Source organism: Bradyrhizobium sp. LMTR 3 (assembly GCF_001693485.1).
Taxonomy (GTDB): domain Bacteria; phylum Pseudomonadota; class Alphaproteobacteria; order Rhizobiales; family Xanthobacteraceae; genus Bradyrhizobium.
Window position 1 is genome coordinate 63,644 of record NZ_MAXC01000013.1, and the last position, 20,525, is coordinate 84,168.

Annotated in this window: 18 protein-coding genes; 8 read left to right on the plus strand and 10 right to left on the minus strand. The window is 62.6% G+C overall.

Translation table 11 applies throughout. The annotated features are described in order from the left end of the window. The 5 genes from LMTR3_RS14320 to LMTR3_RS14340 form a co-directional block, all read right to left on the minus strand. Positions 1 to 1,011, minus strand: coding sequence for a branched-chain amino acid ABC transporter permease (locus LMTR3_RS14320; RefSeq protein WP_065745729.1), 1,011 nt, complete (start codon positions 1,009 to 1,011; stop codon positions 1 to 3). 128 nt (positions 1,012 to 1,139) lie between these two features. Further along, on the minus strand, positions 1,140 to 1,967 hold the full coding sequence (locus tag LMTR3_RS14325) for an AraC family transcriptional regulator (RefSeq protein WP_065745730.1): 828 nt from the start codon (positions 1,965 to 1,967) through the stop codon (positions 1,140 to 1,142). A 138-nt stretch (positions 1,968 to 2,105) separates the two neighbouring features. Continuing rightward, complete coding sequence (locus tag LMTR3_RS14330; protein WP_065745731.1) at positions 2,106 to 3,356, minus strand: ABC transporter substrate-binding protein; 1,251 nt, start codon at positions 3,354 to 3,356, stop codon at positions 2,106 to 2,108. Positions 3,357 to 3,632: 276 nt separating this feature from the next. Beyond that, positions 3,633 to 4,961, minus strand: a complete 1,329-nt coding sequence (locus LMTR3_RS14335) for an MATE family efflux transporter (protein ID WP_065745768.1) — start codon at positions 4,959 to 4,961, stop codon at positions 3,633 to 3,635. A gap of 98 nt (positions 4,962 to 5,059) precedes the next feature. Then, on the minus strand, positions 5,060 to 6,061 hold the full coding sequence (locus LMTR3_RS14340) for an alpha/beta fold hydrolase (RefSeq protein ID WP_065745732.1): 1,002 nt from the start codon (positions 6,059 to 6,061) through the stop codon (positions 5,060 to 5,062). Between the two features lie 259 nt (positions 6,062 to 6,320). Between LMTR3_RS14340 and LMTR3_RS14345 the strand changes: the two genes are divergently transcribed. Together LMTR3_RS14345 and LMTR3_RS14350 are read left to right on the plus strand one after the other, a co-directional pair. Further along, on the plus strand, positions 6,321 to 6,956 hold the full coding sequence (locus tag LMTR3_RS14345; protein WP_245319883.1) for a TetR/AcrR family transcriptional regulator: 636 nt from the start codon (positions 6,321 to 6,323) through the stop codon (positions 6,954 to 6,956). Positions 6,957 to 7,039: 83 nt separating this feature from the next. Beyond that, positions 7,040 to 7,807 carry an SDR family oxidoreductase gene (locus LMTR3_RS14350; RefSeq protein WP_065745769.1) on the plus strand — a complete coding sequence of 256 codons (768 nt, stop codon included), beginning with the start codon at positions 7,040 to 7,042 and terminating at the stop codon, positions 7,805 to 7,807. A gap of 66 nt (positions 7,808 to 7,873) precedes the next feature. On the opposite strand, the gene LMTR3_RS14355 is transcribed toward LMTR3_RS14350, so the two are convergent. The 5 genes from LMTR3_RS14355 to LMTR3_RS14375 all read right to left on the minus strand — a co-directional run bounded on the left by LMTR3_RS14355 (position 7,874) and on the right by LMTR3_RS14375 (position 13,328). Then, positions 7,874 to 8,878 carry a calcium-binding protein gene (locus LMTR3_RS14355; protein ID WP_141686617.1) on the minus strand — a complete coding sequence of 335 codons (1,005 nt, stop codon included), beginning with the start codon at positions 8,876 to 8,878 and terminating at the stop codon, positions 7,874 to 7,876. Between the two features lie 226 nt (positions 8,879 to 9,104). Continuing rightward, entirely contained in the window at positions 9,105 to 10,052 is a 948-nt protein-coding gene (locus LMTR3_RS14360; RefSeq protein WP_245319884.1) for a TRAP transporter substrate-binding protein, read from the minus strand. 40 nt (positions 10,053 to 10,092) lie between these two features. Beyond that, positions 10,093 to 11,400 (minus strand): TRAP transporter large permease, encoded by a 1,308-nt coding sequence (locus tag LMTR3_RS14365; RefSeq protein WP_065745736.1) that lies wholly within the window; start codon positions 11,398 to 11,400, stop codon positions 10,093 to 10,095. A 1-nt stretch (position 11,401) separates the two neighbouring features. Beyond that, a complete protein-coding gene (locus LMTR3_RS14370; RefSeq protein WP_065745737.1) occupies positions 11,402 to 11,947 on the minus strand; it encodes a TRAP transporter small permease in 546 nt (181 codons plus the stop codon). A gap of 409 nt (positions 11,948 to 12,356) precedes the next feature. Next, positions 12,357 to 13,328, minus strand: a complete 972-nt coding sequence (locus LMTR3_RS14375) for a LysR family transcriptional regulator (protein WP_065745738.1) — start codon at positions 13,326 to 13,328, stop codon at positions 12,357 to 12,359. A gap of 145 nt (positions 13,329 to 13,473) precedes the next feature. Here LMTR3_RS14375 and LMTR3_RS14380 point away from each other — a divergent pair, with 145 nt between their 5' ends. From LMTR3_RS14380 to LMTR3_RS14405, 6 genes are read left to right on the plus strand one after another with little or no spacing between them, the layout of a single operon-like run. Beyond that, positions 13,474 to 14,511: a class 1 fructose-bisphosphatase gene (locus LMTR3_RS14380; RefSeq protein ID WP_065745739.1), complete on the plus strand. Its 1,038-nt coding sequence runs from the start codon at positions 13,474 to 13,476 to the stop codon at positions 14,509 to 14,511. A gap of 12 nt (positions 14,512 to 14,523) precedes the next feature. After that, the gene (locus LMTR3_RS14385) at positions 14,524 to 15,399 is read left to right on the plus strand and encodes a phosphoribulokinase (RefSeq protein ID WP_065745770.1); all 876 of its coding nucleotides are present in this window, start codon (positions 14,524 to 14,526) and stop codon (positions 15,397 to 15,399) included. Next, positions 15,396 to 17,432, plus strand: coding sequence for a transketolase (tkt, locus tag LMTR3_RS14390; RefSeq protein WP_065745740.1), 2,037 nt, complete (start codon positions 15,396 to 15,398; stop codon positions 17,430 to 17,432). The genes LMTR3_RS14385 and tkt overlap by 4 nt, the downstream gene beginning before the upstream one ends. A 33-nt stretch (positions 17,433 to 17,465) precedes the next feature. Further along, a complete protein-coding gene (gene fba, locus LMTR3_RS14395) occupies positions 17,466 to 18,551 on the plus strand; it encodes a class II fructose-bisphosphate aldolase (protein WP_065745741.1) in 1,086 nt (361 codons plus the stop codon). Positions 18,552 to 18,606: 55 nt separating this feature from the next. Then, the gene (locus LMTR3_RS14400) at positions 18,607 to 20,067 is read left to right on the plus strand and encodes a form I ribulose bisphosphate carboxylase large subunit (protein WP_065745771.1); all 1,461 of its coding nucleotides are present in this window, start codon (positions 18,607 to 18,609) and stop codon (positions 20,065 to 20,067) included. 12 nt (positions 20,068 to 20,079) lie between these two features. Then, on the plus strand, positions 20,080 to 20,499 hold the full coding sequence (locus tag LMTR3_RS14405; RefSeq protein WP_065745742.1) for a ribulose bisphosphate carboxylase small subunit: 420 nt from the start codon (positions 20,080 to 20,082) through the stop codon (positions 20,497 to 20,499). Positions 20,500 to 20,525 lie beyond the last annotated feature (26 nt).

A 20,525-nucleotide genomic window follows, 5' to 3' on the forward strand; every position in this document is an offset into this window, starting at 1 on the left:
TCAGCGCCTCGCAAGGAGGCCCTGCGGCCGCAGCGCCAGCACCAGCACCATGATGAGGAAGGTCACGACGATCGCGTAGGTCGGGATGTAGACGGAGCCGAGCTGCTCGGCGAGGCCGATGATGACGGCGCCCAGCGCCGCGCCCGGGATCGATCCCATGCCGCCGACAATGACGACGACGAGGGAAGCCAGCAGAAAGCGGGTATCCTCGCCGGGCGAAAGCGACTGGAAGGTTCCGCCGACGACGCCCGCGATGCCGGCAAGGCCGGCGCCAAGCGCGAACACGGCAACGAAGACGAGCTGGATCGGCACGCCGGTCGCCGCGAGCATGTCGCGGTCATCGACGCCGGCGCGCACCATCATGCCGACGCGGGTTCGGTTGAGCGCCAGCCACATCGCGATGCCGATCACGATCGCCGCGACCAAGATCACGAGCCGCACCAGCGGATAGCGCAGATAGACCGCCTCACCCGACGATCTGACCGCGGTGACCAGCGGCAATTCGATCGGGCCGACCAGCCAGTTCGGCGTCTGGATCTGATAGAAGTCACCACCGAAGGCCCACAGCATCAGATCGGCAAACACGATCGAGAGACCGATCGTGACCATGGTCTGGCGCAGATCCTGCCCTTCCATGCGGCGGAAGACGATGATTTGCAAGGCGATGCCGACCAAAGCTACCGCGACAAATGCGATGATGAAACCGAGGATCCAGGAGCCGGTCCAGGCGCTGATGGCGTAACCGACATAGCCGCCGAACAGATAAAGCGAGCCATGCGCCAGATTGACGTTGCGCATCAGGCCGAAGATGAGCGTGAAGCCGCTGGCCACCAGGAAGTAAAGGCTGCCGAGCGTGATCCCGTTGAACAGGGCGTTGAGAAAGACCCGCTTCCTGCCGATCGCCTCTTCGAGGCCGGGCGGCCAGACGGCAAGGATCAGCCACAACAGCACCGCGACCGCGATCAGCAGGATCAGCGCCCATGCCGGATGGCGTTCGATGAATCGTGTCACGGTAGCAGCCCGGCCGTCGACATACCGTCCTCCCAGACGCCGCGGCCGTTTCGGCTCGCGTTTGGGGCATCCTAACGGCGCCGCGGACCTTGCACTTGATTGTCAGTATCTTTTCGCACCAGTTGCGCTCAGGGGCGCAAGACTTTGGCGGCGCGACGGTATTCGGTCGGCGCCATCCCGACATTTGCCGCGAAGAAGCGGGTGAACCCGCTCTGGGAGGAGAAGCCGAGATCGAAGCCGATATCGGCGATCGGCACTTCGGTCGCGACCAGGGCGTCCAGCGCCTGTTCCATGATCAGTGTATTGAGATAGAGGTTTGGCGTGACGCCGGTCTGGGTGCGGAACAGCCGGTAGAAGTGCGGGCGCGACAGCCCGGAGGCCCGCGCGATGGAATCCAGCTCGATCTCAGCGCCCGGGCTTTCGGACATCAGCTTGATGGATTTACGGACGCGAAAGTCGGTGACGGCGGTGGCGGTGCGCGTCTCCTGCACCGGCTCGGACGTCTGCCAGCTTTCGTCATAACAACTGTCGATCAACTGCCTGAGCTCGCAATCGAGGCTGCTCAGCGAAGGCGCGCCGCACACCAGCGCGGCAGAGCGGCGAATATGCCGGTCGAGCGTGGCCGTACGCTTGAAGCAGGTGCGGCCGAACCGCAGGCTGTGGGCGCGGGCCGCGTCGGGGGCGAACCATTCGGCGTTGACGTAAAGCACGAAGAAGATCGCCCCGTTCTCCATGTCCGTCGGGACAAAGTTGTGCGGTTCCCAAGGGTTGACGGCAACGATTGAGTCTTCCGCAAGCAGCCATCGCTCGTCGCACACGTCGATGCGCGCTGGCGTTCCACCGACATGAAAAATCAGGTGCCCTTCGCGATGCGCGTGCATGTTGAAGGGGCGGTTCAACTGATAGACCGTCGCGCGACCGAACCGGCCGTGGAAGACGGCGAGAGCCTTGCTCATGCCTTCCCTCCCGCGGGATGTTCTTGTCTTTTCAACCAGCGTTCAACATCCGCCGCGAGAATGCAAGGGTAGATCACATGCTGCCCGGCCGTGCCCGGGCCCCGGCATGACCGGGACCCGTTCGCAAATGCGAAGAGGTCAGTACTTCTTGCACTCCGGAACCGTCCGGCTCGGCAGCCCGATCTTGGAGAACACCGCCGGGTCGTAGCCGAGCGTCTGGTTCACGTTCGGAATGACCTTCACGACCTTGCTGAAGAGGGCGCCCTTGCCGTCATCCACCACTTCGGTGACGAAGTTGGTTCCGATCGCCTGGCGGTTGGAGTCGAGCTTGATCTTGCCGTTGGGCGCATCGAGCTCGATCTTGGCGAGGGCTTCCTTGAGCTTGGCCTGGTTGTTGCTGAGGTCGCCGTTGACCTGACGCAGCGCCAGGATGAGCGCCATCGTCGAGTTGTAGTAGTTGGTGGCGAGCAGTGACGGGCTGGGGAACCGCTTGTTCGGCGGGAAGGCGTCCTGATAGGCCTTCACGAATTTCTGCCAGCCCGCATCATCCCAGGTATCGGCCTGGCCGCTCGCCGCGATGGTCCCGAGCAGCGCATTCTTGGCGTTACCCTTGGCGGAGAGGATGGTCTGGTCGACCATGATCGAGCCGCCCATCAGATGCGCCTTGCCGCCGGCCTGCTGATATTGGTTCAGGAAATTGACGGCATCCGCGCCGCCAAGGCCGAGATAGATCGCGTCGACGTCGTCGGGCAGGGCGGCGATGACGGAGGCAAAGTCCTTGGTGCCGAGCGGCACCCATTGCCGGTTGGTAACCTGTCCGCCGGCGCCGCAGAACTCGAGCACGAGCCCGAACACCTGGGTGTAGATGAACGAATAGTCTTCGCCGACCGTTGCGATCTTCCGGTACTTCTTGGTCTCATAGGCGTATTTGCCAAGGCCCACCTGCCACTGGGCGCCGTCCATGTTGTAGCGGAAGAAGTTCGGCGCCGGGTCGACATAAGTGGTTTCCTGCGCGCCGGAAGCAGCATTCACAAAGGTCAGCTCGGGGCGCGTCTTGGCAAAGTTCTTGACCGCAATGCCTTCGTCACCGGACAGGGGTGAAAGCAGGATCTGGACCTTGTCCTGTTCGATCAGCTTGCGCACGGCGCGAACCGCGGAGTCCGGCGTGGCATCCGTCGAAGCGATGATGAACTCGATTTCCTTGTCGCCGACCTTCTTGCTTAGCGTGTTGATCGCCGTCTGGTGCCCGCGGATTCCGTCCTCGCCGAGCACCGTATAGGTGCCTTCGAGGGTCGCAGTGACGCCAACCTTGATCTTCTCTTGAGCTAAGGCGGCGCCGGAAAGCAACAGGCTGCTCAGCGCGACCAGTCCCGCACAGCTTTTAAACATCGAACCCCTCCCTTGTATCGCCAGTTTTTGTATAGGTCGTTCCGAAATCGTCATGCCCTTCACAATGCATTGCGACCGGGACCGCCGGGCGAAAACTAGCCGATGACTGAGGCGGCGCGCGCAGCTTCGCCTGCTGCAACTTGACCGGTAGTCTCATTTTGCATGCTGCGCCGCGACGAGATTTGGGGCGATTCAGGGCGCAGGGTCGAGGGGGCGGGCAGGTTTGAAGATGGCTGCGAGAGCGCAGGAGGCCTTCCGAGCCGAGGCTGGCGAAGCCTAGCCGGCTCGCCCCCAGCCACGGAGCCAAAGCGCAGATGCGACGATGCCCCCGGAAACGATCGAGCCCGCGGCAACGGTAATGAAGAGCTCCCGCAATCCGCCGCCAAGATAAGCAACGACGAGCCAGCCAATTCCCGCCGCGATGAGCAGCCGGACGGTTCCCCCGAGAACCGGCCACATCACGCGGCCTGCGCCCTGGCCTGCGAAGTAGAGCAGCATTCCGAGACCCGCCACGCCGTAGAAGGGCGCTACGTTGCGGAAATAGATCGAACCGGCGGCAAGAACCTCGGGCTCCGTGCTGAACAGCGTCAGCCAGGCGTGTGGAAATATCGTCACGACAAGTCCGAGGAGTTCGGTGACACCGGCCGCAAAAAACGCGGCAATCCAGGCGATGCGCTCCGCCCGCCTGATCTGACCCGCACCGATGTTGACCCCGACCATCGTGAGCGCTGCGCTGCCAAGCGCGAAGAGCAGCGGAATCTGGATGTAGTCGAGGCGCGACGCAATTCCGTAGCCTGCGATGGCGTCAGTGCCGAACAGTCCGACGGCGCCGGTGACCAGGACGACAGTCAAATTGGACTGAATGGTGCCGATGGCCGACAACCCGCCGACGCCAAGAATATCGCCGAGCTGCCGCCACTTGATGAGGCGCACGTCGAATGGCAGACGCAACGAGGCGCGGGCGGAGCGCATGTAGACGATCAACACGAGCGCACCGACGAGATAGTAGACGACGACGGCAACGCCGGCTCCCGCTACGCCGAACTCTGGAAAAGGGCCCCAGCCGAAGATCAAGGCCGGCGAAAGCGGAAGCAGCACGAACACGCCCAGCAGAATGACGGCCGCCGGCGCGACCGTGTTGCCTGCGCCACGAAGAGCCGCCGCCAGAAGGCTGACAATCCAGACAAAGATCGCTCCGAAGAAGACAACGTGGCCATATTCGAGGGCTGCGCCGAGGGCTCCCGCCTGACCGCCGAGCAAGCGGTAGACGGCCTCGCCGAACAGCCATTCGGCGGCGGCAAAGATCACTCCGAAAGCAATGGCGAGAACGAGTGCGTTGAGCGCCAGCGCCTCGGCTTCCGCCACTTTGCCGGCGCCCATCGCACGCGCGATTGCCGATGCGACACCACCGCCGATGCCGCCGTTCGACATCATCTGCATCAGCATGAAGATCGGAAACACCAGGCTGACGCCCGCCAGCGCTTCCGTCCCGAGGAAGCTGACGAAATAGGTCTCCGCGACCCCGACCAGGGTTTGCACGACCATGACCACGAGCGTCGGCAGAGCGAGCGTCAGGAGCGTCGGCAGCACGGGGCCCTCGAGCATCGCCCTCTGCTTGACCTTTGCCGCTTCGTTATCTTTCCGGCTGCCGGCCACGGCCACCGGTCGCGGCAAGGAGGGTTGTTGGGGTGTCAGGGTTGTCATCATCGGCTCGGCAGGTCTCGAATAAATTCCACCAGCGCGGTGCTGACCTCGTTCGGCCGCTCCTGCTGGGTCCAGTGGCCGCAGCCGGGCAGCATCTGAATCTTGCGCAGGCCGGGAACGAAGTTCTTCTGGTTGGCGAGCAACTGGTCCGTTCCGGGAAACGAGAGCAGGAAGTCACGATCGCCCGCGATATAGAGCGCCGGTACAGACACTTGCATGCCGGCCACAGCACCGGTGATTTCCCAGTTGCGATCGATGTTGCGGTAGTAATTGAGCGCGCCCCGGAAGCCGGTTCGCTTGAACTCCTCGCCATAAAAGTCGATGTCGCTTTCGCTGATCCAGGATGGCAGGGTTTTGGGCGCGCCGGGTCCTTGCAGAAATCCGCCGCCCTTCGGCACCATGCCGAGGTTCGGCGCGGGCCCGCCCGCAGTGACGGCGGCGCGGGCCGCGGCTACGCCATCGCCGGATGCCCCGAACAGCATGTTGCGAATGGTCGCGCGCGGATCGCGTCCCAATTCCGCCTCGGCCGGTCCGGGCTCCATGAAATAGAGCTGATAGAATTGCGCCGTCTCCGTGCGCGGCATCAGACTGGTCGGCGCCACTTTGCCGCGCGGGCGGAACGGGACGCTGAGGGCTGCCACCGCCCGGAAGCGGTCGGGCCGCATGACAGCTACCTGCCAGGCGATGCTGGCACCCCAATCATGACCGGCGATGACGGCGGTCGCCGCGCCCAAGGCATCAAGAATGCCCACCATGTCGCCGACGAGATGCAGGATCGTGTATTGATCGATCGCCTGCGGCGCGTCACTCTTGCCGTAACCACGCAGGTCCGGAGCGACGACACGGAAGCCGGCGGCAGCAAGAGCATCGATCTGATGCCGCCAGGAGAACCAGGATTCGGGAAAGCCGTGCACCAGCAGCACCAGCGGTCCCTCGCCCTGTTCGGCAATATTGATGCGGATGCCGTTACACTCGATGATCCGTTGCGTGGTCTTGCTCATTTTTCCATCCCGCTCCGAAGTTGCTGCTGATGCGTTTGACGAGATCGTGTCTGGGGCAACTCGCAATGCGAGCGGCGCCAAGGCCGCAGCTAATAGCTGTCGTCTGTTCATGGTCTTTCCTCAGGCTAAGCCGGCGTACTCGCAGCGATTGGTGAACGCCGCCGATCCTTTACCGTCACAACCAGTTTTGGTACTGTATGGTACCCAATGAGCGATGTATGGTACCATCGGGTACCGAGTCAAGAGGGAAATGACATCGATGAGTCCGAAGATGAAGCCACGTGAGGAAGAAACCGATGGGGCCGCAGTCCGGAAGCGGATTCTCGGCGCGGCCCTTTCGGCATTCATGGAGGGCGGTTATGCGCAGACCAGCACGCTGGAGATTGCGACACGCGCACGCGTGTCAAAACGCGAGCTTTACTCGTTGTTCGGCAACAAGGAAGCGATGCTGGTCGCCTGCATCACCGAGCGCGCCCGGCGGTTGAAAGCGCCGGCCGATCTGCCCGAGTTGCGCGACAGGGAAACCCTGGCCAACGTGCTTACCACTTTTGGTACAAGGCTTCTGACGGAAACGACCGATCCGGTCGTCGTCGCTGTGTTCCGGCTGGCAATATCCGAGACAGTGCACGCGCCAAAGGTTGCACAAGCGCTGGATTCGATCGCTCGCCGGCCTACGCGTGATTCATTGCGAGAGATCATGGCAAATGCCAAATCAGCCGGGCTTTGCGATGGCGATCCTGCCGCGATGGCCGAACAATTCCTGGGGCTGCTCTGGGGCGACTTGATGACCGGCCTGCTGCTTCAAGTGGCCGATCGTCCGAGTGCCGCCGAAATCGCGCGGCGGGCCCGCGCGGCAACGACCGGGTTTCTAGACATCTATCCGAAGCCCAGGTGAAATCGTCTGCGTTTTGGCTTGACCGCGGTGTGCGGTATTTCTACGTCCATCCGACCCACCTGCACGTATGGAGAAGGTCCGCCGTGGCATTTGAACTGTTCAATCTGGCCGGCAAACGAGCGCTCGTCACAGGATCGTCCCAGGGGATCGGCCTCGCCATCGCGCGAGGGCTCGCCGAGCATGGCGCCTCCGTGGTCCTGAATGGACGGGAGCGCAGCAAGCTTGAGGCCGCCGCCGCGAGCTTGACCGCAGCCGGGCACAAGGTTGCGGTCGCCGGTTTCGACGTCACCGTCGCCGAGGATGTCCGCGACGGCATTGCCACGATCGAGCGGACGGTCGGAGTAATCGATATTCTCGTCAACAACGCTGGCATGCAGTTTCGCACGCCGCTTGAGGATTTTCCGGCGGAGAAGTGGGAGCAATTGCTCAGGACCAATGTCTCGAGCGCCTTCTACGTCGGCCAGGCTGTCGCGCGCCACATGATCCCGCGCGGAAAGGGCAAGATCATCAACATCGCGTCGGTTCAGAGCGAGTTGGCCCGCCCGGGCATTGCCCCGTACACTGCCACCAAGGGAGCGATCAAGAATCTCACGCGCGGCATGTGCGCCGATTGGGCCAGGCACGGACTGCAGATCAATGCCATCGCGCCGGGGTATTTCAAGACTCCGCTAAACCAGGCGCTGGTCGACGATCCCCAGTTTTCAGCGTGGCTGGAAAAGCGAACGCCGGCCTCGCGCTGGGGCAACGTGGACGAACTGATCGGCGCCGCCGTCTTCCTGTCGGGAGATGCCTCGTCCTTCGTCAACGGGCATACGCTCTACGTCGACGGCGGCATCACGACCTGTCTTTAGTTGTTGGCGCTTCTTTCACGCAGCCCGGCACAAGTCTTCAAGGAGCGTTTCGCAGCCTGGCTGCGGTCAAGCCAGTTTCATTTCGCCTGACCGCGCACGCAAGGCGCTGAACGTATCGACCTTGATTTCGGCGGTTGAGCCGTCGGCGAAGGAAAGGTTTACCGGATGGAAGCCGATATCCAACGTCAACTTGTCCGATCCATCTCCGAAGGACACCGTCGCGACGTTTCCTGACATCGTGACGTTCATATTCTCGGCCGAAAAGCCCTCGCCCAGTTTGATGGTAACGTCGCGGTTGGTGAAGATGGTATCCTTGCCGTCGCCGACGTTGAACAGGATTGTGGAGCCCCGGTCAGCGCGAATTGTATCGTCGCCCGTACCGCCGCTGACGATCGTTCCGTTGTCCGCATCGATGGTGTCATCGCCCGCACCGCCCTCGACATAACCGCCGACGAGAGCTGAGATGGAATCATTGCCGTCACCACCATAGGCGCGGCTGTCGGACCACACCGAGATCGTGTCATTCCCTGCGCCGCCATCGACCAGGCTCTCGGACCAGGCGCTGATCGTGTCGTTTCCGGCGCCGCCCATCGTCACGGTATTTGACCAGGCGCGCACCATGTCGTCGCCATCGCCGGCATCCACGGCGCTATCGGACCAGACGTCGATCTGGTCGTTGCCGGCGCCGCCATAGACAGCCGATCCCGACCAGGCACGGAGCGTGTCACTACCCGCGCCACCATCGACGACGCTATCGGACCAGGCATCGATCGTATCGTTGCCGTCGCCGCCATCGGCGAGAGTCTTGCTCCAACCGGACAGCGCGTCGTCGCCGTCGGTCCCCGGCCGATATGACATTCCAAGTTCCTGCAACCGCAGCAAAAACGCCTGTACAACCGGCGATTGGCCGATGCTGCCGGTGGACGGGGCTGACGGTCCGCTTTGCGATTTCTCGTTGGATGAAGCCTGATGGTTGGACGCCAGCGTGGCCAAAAGCTGCGGCGGCTCCGGCGGCTGCGGCAACTGCCAGGGTCGGAACGATGGAGAAAAAGGATTGTAGAGCACTCTCATGGCGGCATTTCCAAGCTTCAGTTGCCGCCCTCTGCAAGCGGCGAGATGCTATGAAGATGCCTGAACGGTATCGCTATGCTCCTAAGAAATAATTACTCCTCTACCTAAGGATGTATCAAAGGATACTCGTCGGCAGCATTACTATTCGGGTCCGTGAGCGTCGTCCGCGAAATGGCAGCGTCCGGCAATCAACGCCGGACGCTGCGAGCGCGCGATAATGCTGGTCTTACTTCTTATAGGCGGCGACCACGGCGTCGCCATCGGCACCCGTCTTCTTGAGCCAGTCGGCCGTCAACTGCTCGCCGATTTTCTCGAGGCCGGACTTCAGCGCCGGAGGTGGCGGCAGCACCTTCATCTTGTTGGCCTGAAGCTGTTCGAGATACCACTTCGCCTTTTCTTCCGCGAGCTTCCAGCCGCGCTCTTCGGCGACCGCCGCTGCCTTCACGATCGCGTCCTGCGTCGGCTTGTCGAGCGCGTCGAAAGCCGCCTTGTTCACGAAGGTGACGTTCTTCGGAATCCAGGCCTGCGTATCGTAGAAATGCGTCATGGTTTCCCAGGACTTGCTGTCGTAGCCGGTCGAGCCCGAGGTCATGAACGCGTTCACGACGCCGGTGGCCAGCGCCTGCGGCAGTTCCGCCGCCTGGATGGTGACGGGCTGCGCGCCGACAAGCTCGGCGATGCGCGAGGTGCCGACGTTATAGGCGCGCCACTTCAGGCCTTTCATGTCCTCGACCGTGTTGAGGTCCTTCTTGGCATAAATGCCCTGCGGACCCCATGGCACCGCGAACAGAAGCATAAGTCCCTGCGAGGCGAGCTTCTTTTCGATGGCGGGTTTCGAGGCGAGCCACAGCTTCTTGGCTGCCGGATAGCTCGTCGCCAGGAAGGGGATCACGTCGATGCCGAACATCGGATCTTCGTTCTCGTGCAGCGAAATCAGAACCTCGCCGGCCTGCGCCTGGCCGGTTGCGACCGCGCGCTTGATTTCCGGCGCCTTGAACAGCGACGCGGCGGGATGCACGGTGATCTGCAGCTTGTTGCCGGTGGCATCGGCAACGTCCTTGGCGAACGCGATCAGATTCACCGAATGCGGATTGTCCGCCGGATAGGCCGCCGGAAGATTCCATTTTGTCTGCGCCATTGCGGGAACGGCAATCGCCGCGACGCAGGCGGCCATTGCGCACGTTTTTATAAATCTGAACATGACAAATACCTCTCTAGCCAGGGAACGCTATCCGCGGCAGCACCATCACGATATCAGGAAAAACCGTGATGATGGCAACCGCCAGAACGAGCAAAAAGAAGAACGGCAGCGCGGCCTTGGCGACCGTATTGGAATCCTTGCCGCTCATGGTCTGCAGGACGAACAGGTTGAAGCCGACAGGTGGAGAAACCTCCGCCATCTCCACCACCAGCACCAGGAAAATGCCGAACCAGATCAGGTCGAAGCCGGCCTGTTTCACCATCGGAATGACGATGGCAGTGGTCAGCACAATCATGGAGATGCCGTCGAGCGCAGCGCCAAGTATGACGTACATGACCGTGAGCGCCGCGATCAGCGCATAGGGGCTGAGCTGGAGGCTGTTCACCCAGTCCGCGAGCGCCATCGGGATACCCGTATAGGCCATCGAGGTGCCCATGTAGGAGGCGCCCGCCAGGATCAGGAGGATCATGCAATTGACCCGTGTCGCGCCCATGACGCTCGCCCAGAACGATTGCCAGGTCAGCGCGCCCTGCCACCATGCAATCGCGAGCGACCCCAGCACGCCCCAGGCCGCGCATTCCGTCGCCGTCGCCCAGCCCATCAGCAGCGACAGAAAAACGAAAATGATCAGCAACAGACAAGGAATGAGATTGAGCGACTCGGCAATGCGCCTGCGAAGGCTCATGGACGGCTCGGCCGGCGGCGTGCGCTTCGGATTGGCGAGCGACCAGATCGCGATGTAGCCGGAATAGAGCATCATGATCAGCAGGCCCGGCAGAAATCCGGCGAGAAAAACCTGAATGATGGAGACGTTCGCCTGCACGGCGTAGACCACCATCGTAATCGACGGCGGGATGAGAATGCCGAGCGTGCCCGCACCGGCCAGCGAGCCGAGGCTCAAGCCTTCGTCATAGCCGCGCTTCTTCAATTCGGGCAGGGCGATCTTGGCAACCGTGGCGCAGGTCGCGGCTGATGATCCCGACACCGAACCGAACACGCCGCAGGCAAGCACATTGACGTGCATAAGCCGGCCCGGCAGCCAGTTCAGCCACGGCGCAAACCCGCGGAACATCTCCTCCGACAGGCGCGTGCGGAACAGAATTTCGCCCATCCAGATGAAGAGCGGCAGTGCGGCGAGCGACCACGAGGCGCTGTTGCCCCATACCGTCGTCGCCAGCACGCTGCCGGCCGGAATGCCGCCGGCGGCGAATTGCATGCCGGCCCATCCGGTCGCCATCAGGGCCACTGCGATCCAGACGCCGGCGCCGAGCAGCAGCGAAAGGAATCCGAGCAGGATGGCGGCGATGGAAAGAAGCTCCATGTCAGACCCCGCTCTGCACGGCGCGCTCGACGATTTCCTCGGCGCTCTGCGGCTTCGGCAATTCATAGCGCGGCGTGAAGCCGCGCAGAACATGGATCAACTCGTCCACGAAGGCGATGAGAAGAATTACGAGGCCGCCACTGTAGCCGAGCTGCGGAATCCACAGCGGCACCGCGATGACGCCTTGCGAAATATCGGAAAACTTCCACGACTGCCAGGTCATGATCACGGCATGCCAGGCGAAAAAGCCGATGAAGCCGACACCGACCAGGAGGGCTGCGATCTCGACATAATGGCGGACGTTGTCGTTGAGGCGGTCGATCAACAGGCCGACGCGGATCATCTCGCCGTGCTTGAATGTATGCGCGAGCCCGAGGAAGGCGGTCGCCGCCATGCACCAGGAGATGAAATCGTCGCCCGCCGGAATATTGATGCCAAGCGGCCGGCCGCCCGACAGCAGCAGCATCAGGACAAAAATCGCAATGAGGAAAAGTCCGGCGAGATAGCCGGAGAAAAGGTAGAGCCGATCGAGAAACACGCGGATCATATTGAGTCCTTACCCCTCGCACGCATATTGCCCGGAAGCAATAGACGTACCATTTTCGGTCGTTCCTTGTGGAAGGGCCTGTCGATCCGCGCCCCGCCAAGGCGACCGAAATCAGCCTTCTAAGGGGATAGGTTTTCGGAGTTGTTGGGGACAGTCAAGGCAGGACGAGGCAAATCCTGCGATTGCGACCACGAAGAAGGTGCGCTCCCTCTCCCGCTTGCGGGGGAGGGCTGGGGTGGGGGTGTCTCCGCGGGCGATACTGCCCGAGTGGAGAGAGCCCCCACCCGGCGCTTCGCGTCGACCTCCCCCGCAAGCGGGAGAGGTGAAGCGCGTCTGCGGCCAAATCGATCTAACCAAAAATCACCACGCTCTATTCTTTCTCCCGTGCAAAGCGAGATTGAAGAGCGCGTCAGCCGCGCCTGGCACGGCCTGACGGCCGGGTGAGCCGCAGCCGGCGATGGGTGCGGGGCAGAAACTGCTTGCCCTTGGCGCTGAGGAAATCCAGCATCGCCTGCGCCGGCGGCAGCAACACCTTGTCCTTGCGTGCAAGCGCGAACCACTGCCGCACGATCGGCAGGCCATCGACGTCCAGGGTGACCAGGCGCCGTTCGTCGAGCTCGGTCGCGACCGTGTGCGCAGAGAGAAAGGCGATGCCTAGCCCTGCGATCACCGCCTGCTTGATGGTCTCGTTACTGCTCATGGCGAGGCCGATCTTGGGGCGGATGCCCGACGTCTCGAACAATTGCTCCATCAGCCCGCGCGTTCCGGACCCCGGCTCGCGCGTCAGGAAGGTTTCGCCGGCGAGCTCGCGCGGTGCGATGCGGGATTTTCGCGCCAGCCGATGCGCGGTCGGCGCGATGATGACGTGCGGATGATCGCCGATCAGGTGGACGTTCATGTCGATGTCGGCGGGCGGGCGGCCCATGATCGCGAAGTCGAGATCGTAGCCGCGTAGCGCCTCGCCGACCTCCTGGCGGTTGCCGATCGAGAGCGTGATTTCGACGTTCGGATAGAGCTTCGAGAATCCGGAGATCATGAACGGCACGAAATATTTCGCGGTCGAGACAGCACCGATCGAGATGCGGCCCGCGGTCTTTCCCGCCATCATCTCCAACGTGGTCTCGCAGTCGGTGATCGCCGCCTCGATCCGCTCGGCGAGCGCCAATACCTCGCGCCCGGCATCGGTCAGCAGCATGCCGTCGCCGGTGCGCTGGATCAGCGGCAATCCTGCGACCGCCTGCAGGTTGCGTAGCTGCAGCGTTACCGCGGGCTGTGTCAGGTAGAGCTGCTTCGACGCGGCGGTAACCGACCGGTGCTTCTGCACGGCGGCCAGCGCGCGCAACTGGCGGATGGTCAATTCGCGCAACAACCGGCCGGCCATGGCACGCCTCCATTATAACAAAAACTTTGCTCTGGCCAAAGATAACAAAATTTCCCTAATTCGGCAAACTGCGCTTGCTTAAGAGCGCGGGTCGCCAATCGGCGGACGCTTCGACGGCGCCGAGAGAGCGCACCGGGAGACGGCCATGGACGAACGCGTGACGCTGCGTTCACATCTCGAGAAGCCCATTGCGCAGATCCCGCATGGCGCGGCGGTCGGGGCGGTGATCGAGGCCATTGCCGCCGCTGCGATCGAGCTCGCTACGCTGATTGCGAATGGGCCGCTCGCTGATATCACCGGGCAGGATAGCGGCATCAATTCCGACGGCGATCGGCAAAAAGACATCGACATCGTCGCCGACAAAATAATGCGCCGTGCGCTACGCGGCGCGCCGGTGGCGGCGGTCCTTTCCGAGGAAGCGGCGCTGCCGGAAACCTTGCGGCCCGAGGCGCACCTGTGCGTTGCGATCGATCCGCTCGACGGATCGGCCAATCTCGAAAACAACATCTCGATCGGCACCATCTTTTCGATCCGCCCGAGAGGCAACGACATCCTTTCGACTTTCTTTGAGCCCGGCACGGCGCAGTGCGCGGCAGGCTTTTTCGTCTACGGTCCACAAACCACGCTCGTGCTCGCGCTCAACGCGCGCGTCGATATCTTCATTCTCGACAGGCGCGCGGGGGAATTTCTGCTGATCCGGCAGGCCGTGCAGGTCGCACGCGATACGCCGGAGTTCGCCATCAACGCGTCCAATCGCCGGCACTGGCATGGTCCCGTCCGCGCCTACATCGATGAATGTCTCGCCGGTACCAGCGGTGGCGGTGAGGCGGATTTCAACATGCGCTGGATCGGTTCGCTGGTTGCGGAATCGCTTCGCATTCTGGCGCGCGGCGGCGTGTTTCTCTATCCGGCCGATGCCCGCCCCAGCTATCGCGAAGGGAGGATTCGCTTGCTGTACGAGGCCCATCCGATGGCGCTGGTAATGGAATGGGCGGGCGGCGCGGCCTCGACCGGGCGGCGGCGAATCCTGGAAGTGGCTGCGAGAACGCCGCACCAGCGGGTGCCGCTGATCATGGGCTCGTTGCGTGGCGTGCGCGACATCGCTGCCATTCACGAAAGGATCGAGCCGATGTTCGACAATAGCGATGCGCCGCTGTTCGCGCGGCGCGGCCTGTTCCGCTGACGGGGCATCATGATGTCGCGGGCTCATCCCATCATATCGATTACGGGTTCGTCGGGCGCCGGCACGACGTCGGTGAAGAAGACGTTCGAGCAGATCTTCCGCCGCGAAAAGGTGGTTGCGGCCTACATCGAAGGCGATGCCTTCCATCGTTACAATCGTTTCGAGATGCGCAGCAAATTGCTGGAGGAGGCCGAGCGCGGCAACAAGCATTTCAGCCATTTCAGTCCGGAAACCAACTTGTTCGAGGAACTCGAAAAGGTATTTCGCGACTACGGCGAATCCGGCACCGGAATGACGCGTCATTACGTGCACGACGACGAAGAGGCGAAGCTGTACGGCGCCAAACCAGGTACATTCACCGAATGGGACCAATTGCCGGCAGGCTCCGACCTGCTGTTTTACGAAGGGTTGCACGGCGCGGTCGTAACCGACAAGGTCAACGTGGCGCAGCATGCCGATCTCAAGATCGGCGTCGTGCCGGTGATCAACCTGGAATGGATCCAGAAGCTGCATCGCGATCGTCGCGACCGCGGCTATACCGCCGAGGCGGTGACCGACACCATCCTGCGGCGAATGCCTGATTACGTGAACTACATCTGTCCGCAGTTCGCCGAGACCGACATCAATTTCCAGCGCGTGCCGACCGTCGATACGTCGAACCCGTTCATCGCGCGGTGGATTCCGACGCCCGATGAATCGATGGTGGTGATCCGTCTCAAGAATCCGCGCGGCATCGATTTTCCCTATCTGCTGTCGATGATTCCGCACAGCTTCATGTCGCGCGCCAATTCGATCGTGATCCACGGGGCAAAGCTCGACCTGGCGATGCAGCTCATCCTCACCCCACTGATCCTGCAACTGATGGAACGCAAGAGGCGCACGATATGAACGCTCCCGCTCTGTCCCGCATAGCCGGCCGCCCGGATCTGTCACACGCAGAGATGGCCAACGCGATACGCTTCCTGGCGATCGACGCCGTTGAGACGGCGAAGTCCGGTCATCCGGGCATGCCGATGGGCATGGCTGACGTCGCGACCGTGCTGTTTTCGCGCTTCCTCAAATTCGACCCCTCGGACCCGGCGTGGCCGGATCGCGACCGCTTCGTGCTGTCGGCCGGCCATGGCTCGATGCTGCTGTATGCGCTTCTGCACCTCACCGGATACGAGGGCATGACGCTGAACGAACTCAGGGCCTTCCGGCAATGGGCATCGAAAACGCCCGGACACCCCGAATATGGCCATACGGCGGGCGTCGAGACGACCACCGGGCCTCTCGGGCAGGGCATTGCCACGGCCGTCGGTATGGCGCTGGCCGAGCGGCTGATGAACGCCCGTTTTGGCGACGACTGCGTCGATCATTTCACCTATGTGATCGCCGGCGACGGCTGCCTGATGGAGGGGATCAGCCACGAGGCGATCTCGCTGGCCGGGCATCTCAGGCTCAATCGTCTGATCGTGCTGTTCGATGACAACGAAATCTCGATCGATGGCGCCACGTCGCTGTCATGCTCGGATGATCAGCTCGCACGGTTCAGGGCGGTGGGGTGGTCGGCCAGCCGAATCGACGGCCACGATCCCGAAGCGATCGCGGCCGCGATCGAGCGGGCGCGCAACAGCGACCGGCCGTCGCTGATCGCCTGCCGCACCATCATCGGCTTCGGCGCGCCGAACCGTCAGGGGACCGAGAAAGTCCATGGCGCGCCGCTGGGTGGCGAAGAAGCCGCCAGAACGCGCGATGCGCTGAACTGGCCGCACGCGCCGTTCGAGATCCCGGAAGCCGTGCTTGCGCAGTGGCGTCAGGCAGGCCGCCGCGGACATGCCGCGCGCCGCTGCTGGATCGAACGGACCAAGCGCCTGAGTTCGGATTCCCGTTCGCAATTTCACGATGCGCTGAATCGCAACCTGCCGTGCAGCTATGCGCAAGCAATGACAAAGCTGCGCGATGACTTCGCGACGGAGCGACCGAATATTGCCACCCGGCAGGTGTCGCAGCGCGTGATCGATGCAATCGCCGGGGCTCTGCCCAATCTGCTCGGTGGCTCGGCGGACCTCACGCATTCCAACCTGACGCGAGCCCGGACCCAGCGACCGGTACAGCCTGGCTCATTTGCAGGCAGCTATATTCACTATGGCGTGCGCGAGCACGCCATGGCGGCGGCAATGAACGGCATCGCGCTGCATGGCGGCTTCATCCCCTATGGCGGTACGTTCCTCAGCTTTGCCGACTACAGCCGTCCGGCGATCCGGCTGGCAGCGCTGATGAACATTCGCGTCATCCATGTGATGACGCACGACTCCATCGGGCTGGGCGAGGATGGCCCCACCCATCAGCCGGTCGAACATCTGGCATCGCTTCGAGCGATCCCCAATCTGCTGGTCTTCCGACCGGGCGATGCCATCGAGACCGCCGAGGCGTGGGACTGCGCGCTACGGGCGCAGGCCAGTCCGTCCGTGCTGTGTCTGTCGCGGCAAGCGCTGCCTGCCTTCCGCGAAGGCGGTGGTGACAATCTGGTCGCGCGCGGCGCCTATGTCGTCGTCGAGCCGGAGGGCGGACGCGACGTCACGCTGATCGCGACCGGATCGGAAGTCTCGATCGCCATCGAGGCTGCGAAAACGCTCGCAAAGGACAATGTCCGCGCGGCCGTTGTCTCAGCCCCGTGCTTCGAGCTGTTTCGTCAGCAGTCGCACGAGTACCGGGCGGAGGTACTTGGAGACGCCCCGCGGATCGGGGTCGAAGCCGCGATCGAGGGCGATTGGGCGCGCTGGCTAGGTGACGGCGGCGAATTCGTCGGTATGACCGGCTTTGGCGCATCTGCACCGGCGGAAACGCTCTATCGCGAATTCGGCATTACCGCGAACGCCGTCGCTATAGCAGCCATGCGCTGCATCGCGCGGTCAAGGATGGCGGCAACCTGGGCATGACGGTCACACGAGAGCAATGACACGGAGACTCCGATGGCGCTGATAACGCTGAGGCAATTGCTGGATCATGCCGCCGAGCGTGGCTATGGCGTGCCGGCATTCAACATCAACAACATGGAGCAGGGCCTTGCCATCATGGAGGCAGCGGCTGCCGTCGATGCGCCCGTCATCATCCAGGCCTCGCGGGGCGCGCGGTCTTACGCCAACGATATCATGCTGGCGAAGATGATCGATGCGCTCGAAGAGATGTACCCGCAGATCCCGCTCTGTCTGCACCAGGATCACGGCAACGAGGAATCGACCTGTGCCACCGCGCTGCAGCACGGCTTCACGTCGGTGATGATGGACGGCTCGCTGATGGCCGATGCCAAGACCCCGGCGAGCTACCAGTACAACGTCGACATCACCCGCCGCGTGGTTGACATGGCGCACTGGATTGGCGCTTCGGTCGAAGGCGAACTGGGTGTGCTCGGCTCGCTGGAGCATGGCGGCGGCGAGCAGGAAGACGGTCATGGCGTCGAAGGCGAGGTCAGCCACGACCAGTTGCTGACCGATCCGGATCAGGCGGTCGACTTCGTTCGCGCTACCAGGGTCGATGCATTGGCGATTGCCATGGGGACTTCGCACGGAGCCTACAAGTTTTCGCGCAAGCCGGACGGTGACATTCTCGCCATGAGGGTGGTCGAGGAAATCCATCACCGGCTGCCCAACACGCATCTGGTGATGCACGGCTCATCCTCGGTGCCGCAGTCGCTGCAGGACGCATTCAACCAGTTCGGCGGCGAGATGCCGCAGACCTGGGGCGTGCCGGTCGAGGAAATCGTCCGCGGCATCAAGCACGGTGTCCGAAAGGTCAATATCGATACCGACTGCCGGTTGGCGATGACCGCGGCGTTCCGCAAGGTCGCAACGCAGAGCAGGAGCGAGTTCGACCCGCGCAAATTTCTGAAACCGGCGATGGATGGCTTGCGCGATCTTTGCCGCGAGCGTTTCGAGCAATTCGGCACGGCGGGGCATGCGTCCCACATCAAGGTCATCCCATTGGCCGAGATGGCGCGACGCTACCGTTCGGGCGCCCTCGATCCACAAATTGGAGGAATAGCCGATGCCGCAGAATGAGCTGACGACGCGTTCGATCCCGACCAATCGCCGCACACCACCGAAGGAGAGCGATATGAACATGCACTCGATGACTGTCCGCGGCAAGGATCGCTATAAATCCGGCGTCCTCGAATACAGGAAGATGGGCTATTGGGAGCCCGACTACGCGCCCAAGGACACCGACATCATTGCGCTGTTCCGCGTCACGCCGCAGGACGGGGTCGATCCGATCGAGGCGTCGGCGGCGGTCGCCGGCGAATCCTCGACCGCGACCTGGACCGTGGTATGGACCGACCGGCTGACGGCGGCGGAGAAATACCGCGCCAAATGTTTCCGCGTCGATCCCGTGCCCAACTCGCCGGGGCAGTATTTTGCCTATATCGCCTACGACCTCGACCTGTTCGAGCCTGGATCGATCGCCAATTTGTCGGCCTCGATCATCGGCAACGTGTTCGGTTTCAAGCCGCTAAAGGCGTTGCGGCTCGAGGACATGCGGCTGCCGGTGGCCTACGTGAAGACGTTCCAGGGACCTGCGACCGGCATCGTGGTCGAGCGCGAGCGCATGGACAAGTTTGGCCGGCCGCTGCTCGGCGCCACGGTGAAGCCGAAGCTCGGTCTATCCGGGCGCAACTACGGGCGCGTGGTGTATGAGGCCTTGAAGGGCGGGCTCGACTTCACCAAGGATGACGAGAACATCAACTCGCAACCGTTCATGCATTGGCGCGAGCGGTTTCTCTATTGCATGGAGGCCGTCAACAAGGCGCAGGCGGCGACCGGCGAGATCAAGGGCACCTATCTCAACGTCACCGCCGGAACCATGGAGGACATGTACGAGCGCGCCGAGTTTGCCAAGGAGCTCGGCTCGGTCATCATCATGATCGATCTGGTGATCGGCTACACCGCGATCCAGTCGATGGCCAAATGGGCGCGCCGCAACGACGTGATCCTGCATCTGCATCGTGCCGGGCACTCGACCTACACACGGCAGCGCAGTCACGGGGTCTCATTCCGGGTGATCGCGAAATGGATGCGGCTCGCGGGCGTCGATCACATCCATGCCGGCACCGTGGTCGGCAAGCTCGAAGGCGATCCTGCGACCACGCGCGGCTACTACGATATCTGCCGCGAAGACTACAATCCGATGCGGCTGGAGCACGGCGTGTTCTTCGACCAGCATTGGGCGAGCCTCAACAAGCTGATGCCGGTCGCGTCCGGCGGCATTCACGCCGGACAGATGCATCAACTGCTCGATCATCTCGGCGAAGACGTAATCCTGCAGTTTGGCGGCGGCACCATCGGTCACCCGATGGGCATTCAGGCCGGCGCGACCGCCAACCGCGTGGCGCTGGAAGCGATGATTCTCGCGCGCAATGAGGGCCGCGACTATCTGCACGAGGGGCCTGAGATTCTCGCCAAGGCCGCAGAGACCTGCACGCCGCTGAAATCGGCTCTGGAGGTCTGGAAGAACGTCACCTTCAACTACGAATCGACCGACATGCCCGACTACGTGCCCACGCCCTCTGTCGCAATGTAAGGAGCGGAAATCATGCGCATTACCCAAGGCTGTTTCTCGTTTCTGCCCGATCTCACCGACGAGCAGATCTCGCGCCAGGTGCAGTATTGCCTGGAGAATGGCTGGGCGGTGAATATCGAATTTACCGACGATCCGCATCCCCGCAACAATTTCTGGGAAATGTGGGGATTGCCGATGTTCGACCTCCGCGACGCCGCCGGCGTGATGATGGAGCTGAACCAGTGCCGCAAGGCGTATGGTAACAGCTACATCCGCCTGTCGGCGTTCGATTCCAGTCACGGCTGGGAGTCGGTCCGGCTGTCCTTCATCGTCAACCGGCCGAAGGAGGAACCCGGCTTCCACCTCGAGCGGCATGAAGTCGCCGGCCGCAACATCCGCTATACGACCAAATCATACGCTGCCGACCGTCCGGAGGGCCGGCGCTACGGTTAGTCACTGGTTCGGTCCGACAGACGAGT

Coding starts and splice junctions, on each gene's coding strand:
- LMTR3_RS14370 (WP_065745737.1), bottom strand. CDS start 11,947: ATGATCCGCGTGTTTCTCGATCGGCTCTACCTTTTCTCCGGCTATCTC.
- LMTR3_RS14380 (WP_065745739.1), top strand. CDS start 13,474: ATGGACGAACGCGTGACGCTGCGTTCACATCTCGAGAAGCCCATTGCG.
- tkt (WP_065745740.1), top strand. CDS start 15,396: ATGAACGCTCCCGCTCTGTCCCGCATAGCCGGCCGCCCGGATCTGTCA.
- LMTR3_RS14355 (WP_141686617.1), bottom strand. CDS start 8,878: ATGAGAGTGCTCTACAATCCTTTTTCTCCATCGTTCCGACCCTGGCAG.
- LMTR3_RS14325 (WP_065745730.1), bottom strand. CDS start 1,967: ATGAGCAAGGCTCTCGCCGTCTTCCACGGCCGGTTCGGTCGCGCGACG.
- LMTR3_RS14345 (WP_245319883.1), top strand. CDS start 6,321: ATGAGTCCGAAGATGAAGCCACGTGAGGAAGAAACCGATGGGGCCGCA.
- LMTR3_RS14335 (WP_065745768.1), bottom strand. CDS start 4,961: ATGCTCGAGGGCCCCGTGCTGCCGACGCTCCTGACGCTCGCTCTGCCG.
- LMTR3_RS14400 (WP_065745771.1), top strand. CDS start 18,607: ATGAACATGCACTCGATGACTGTCCGCGGCAAGGATCGCTATAAATCC.
- LMTR3_RS14365 (WP_065745736.1), bottom strand. CDS start 11,400: ATGGAGCTTCTTTCCATCGCCGCCATCCTGCTCGGATTCCTTTCGCTG.
- fba (WP_065745741.1), top strand. CDS start 17,466: ATGGCGCTGATAACGCTGAGGCAATTGCTGGATCATGCCGCCGAGCGT.
- LMTR3_RS14385 (WP_065745770.1), top strand. CDS start 14,524: ATGTCGCGGGCTCATCCCATCATATCGATTACGGGTTCGTCGGGCGCC.
- LMTR3_RS14340 (WP_065745732.1), bottom strand. CDS start 6,061: ATGAGCAAGACCACGCAACGGATCATCGAGTGTAACGGCATCCGCATC.
- LMTR3_RS14375 (WP_065745738.1), bottom strand. CDS start 13,328: ATGGCCGGCCGGTTGTTGCGCGAATTGACCATCCGCCAGTTGCGCGCG.
- LMTR3_RS14405 (WP_065745742.1), top strand. CDS start 20,080: ATGCGCATTACCCAAGGCTGTTTCTCGTTTCTGCCCGATCTCACCGAC.
- LMTR3_RS14360 (WP_245319884.1), bottom strand. CDS start 10,052: ATGGCCGCCTGCGTCGCGGCGATTGCCGTTCCCGCAATGGCGCAGACA.
- LMTR3_RS14330 (WP_065745731.1), bottom strand. CDS start 3,356: ATGTTTAAAAGCTGTGCGGGACTGGTCGCGCTGAGCAGCCTGTTGCTT.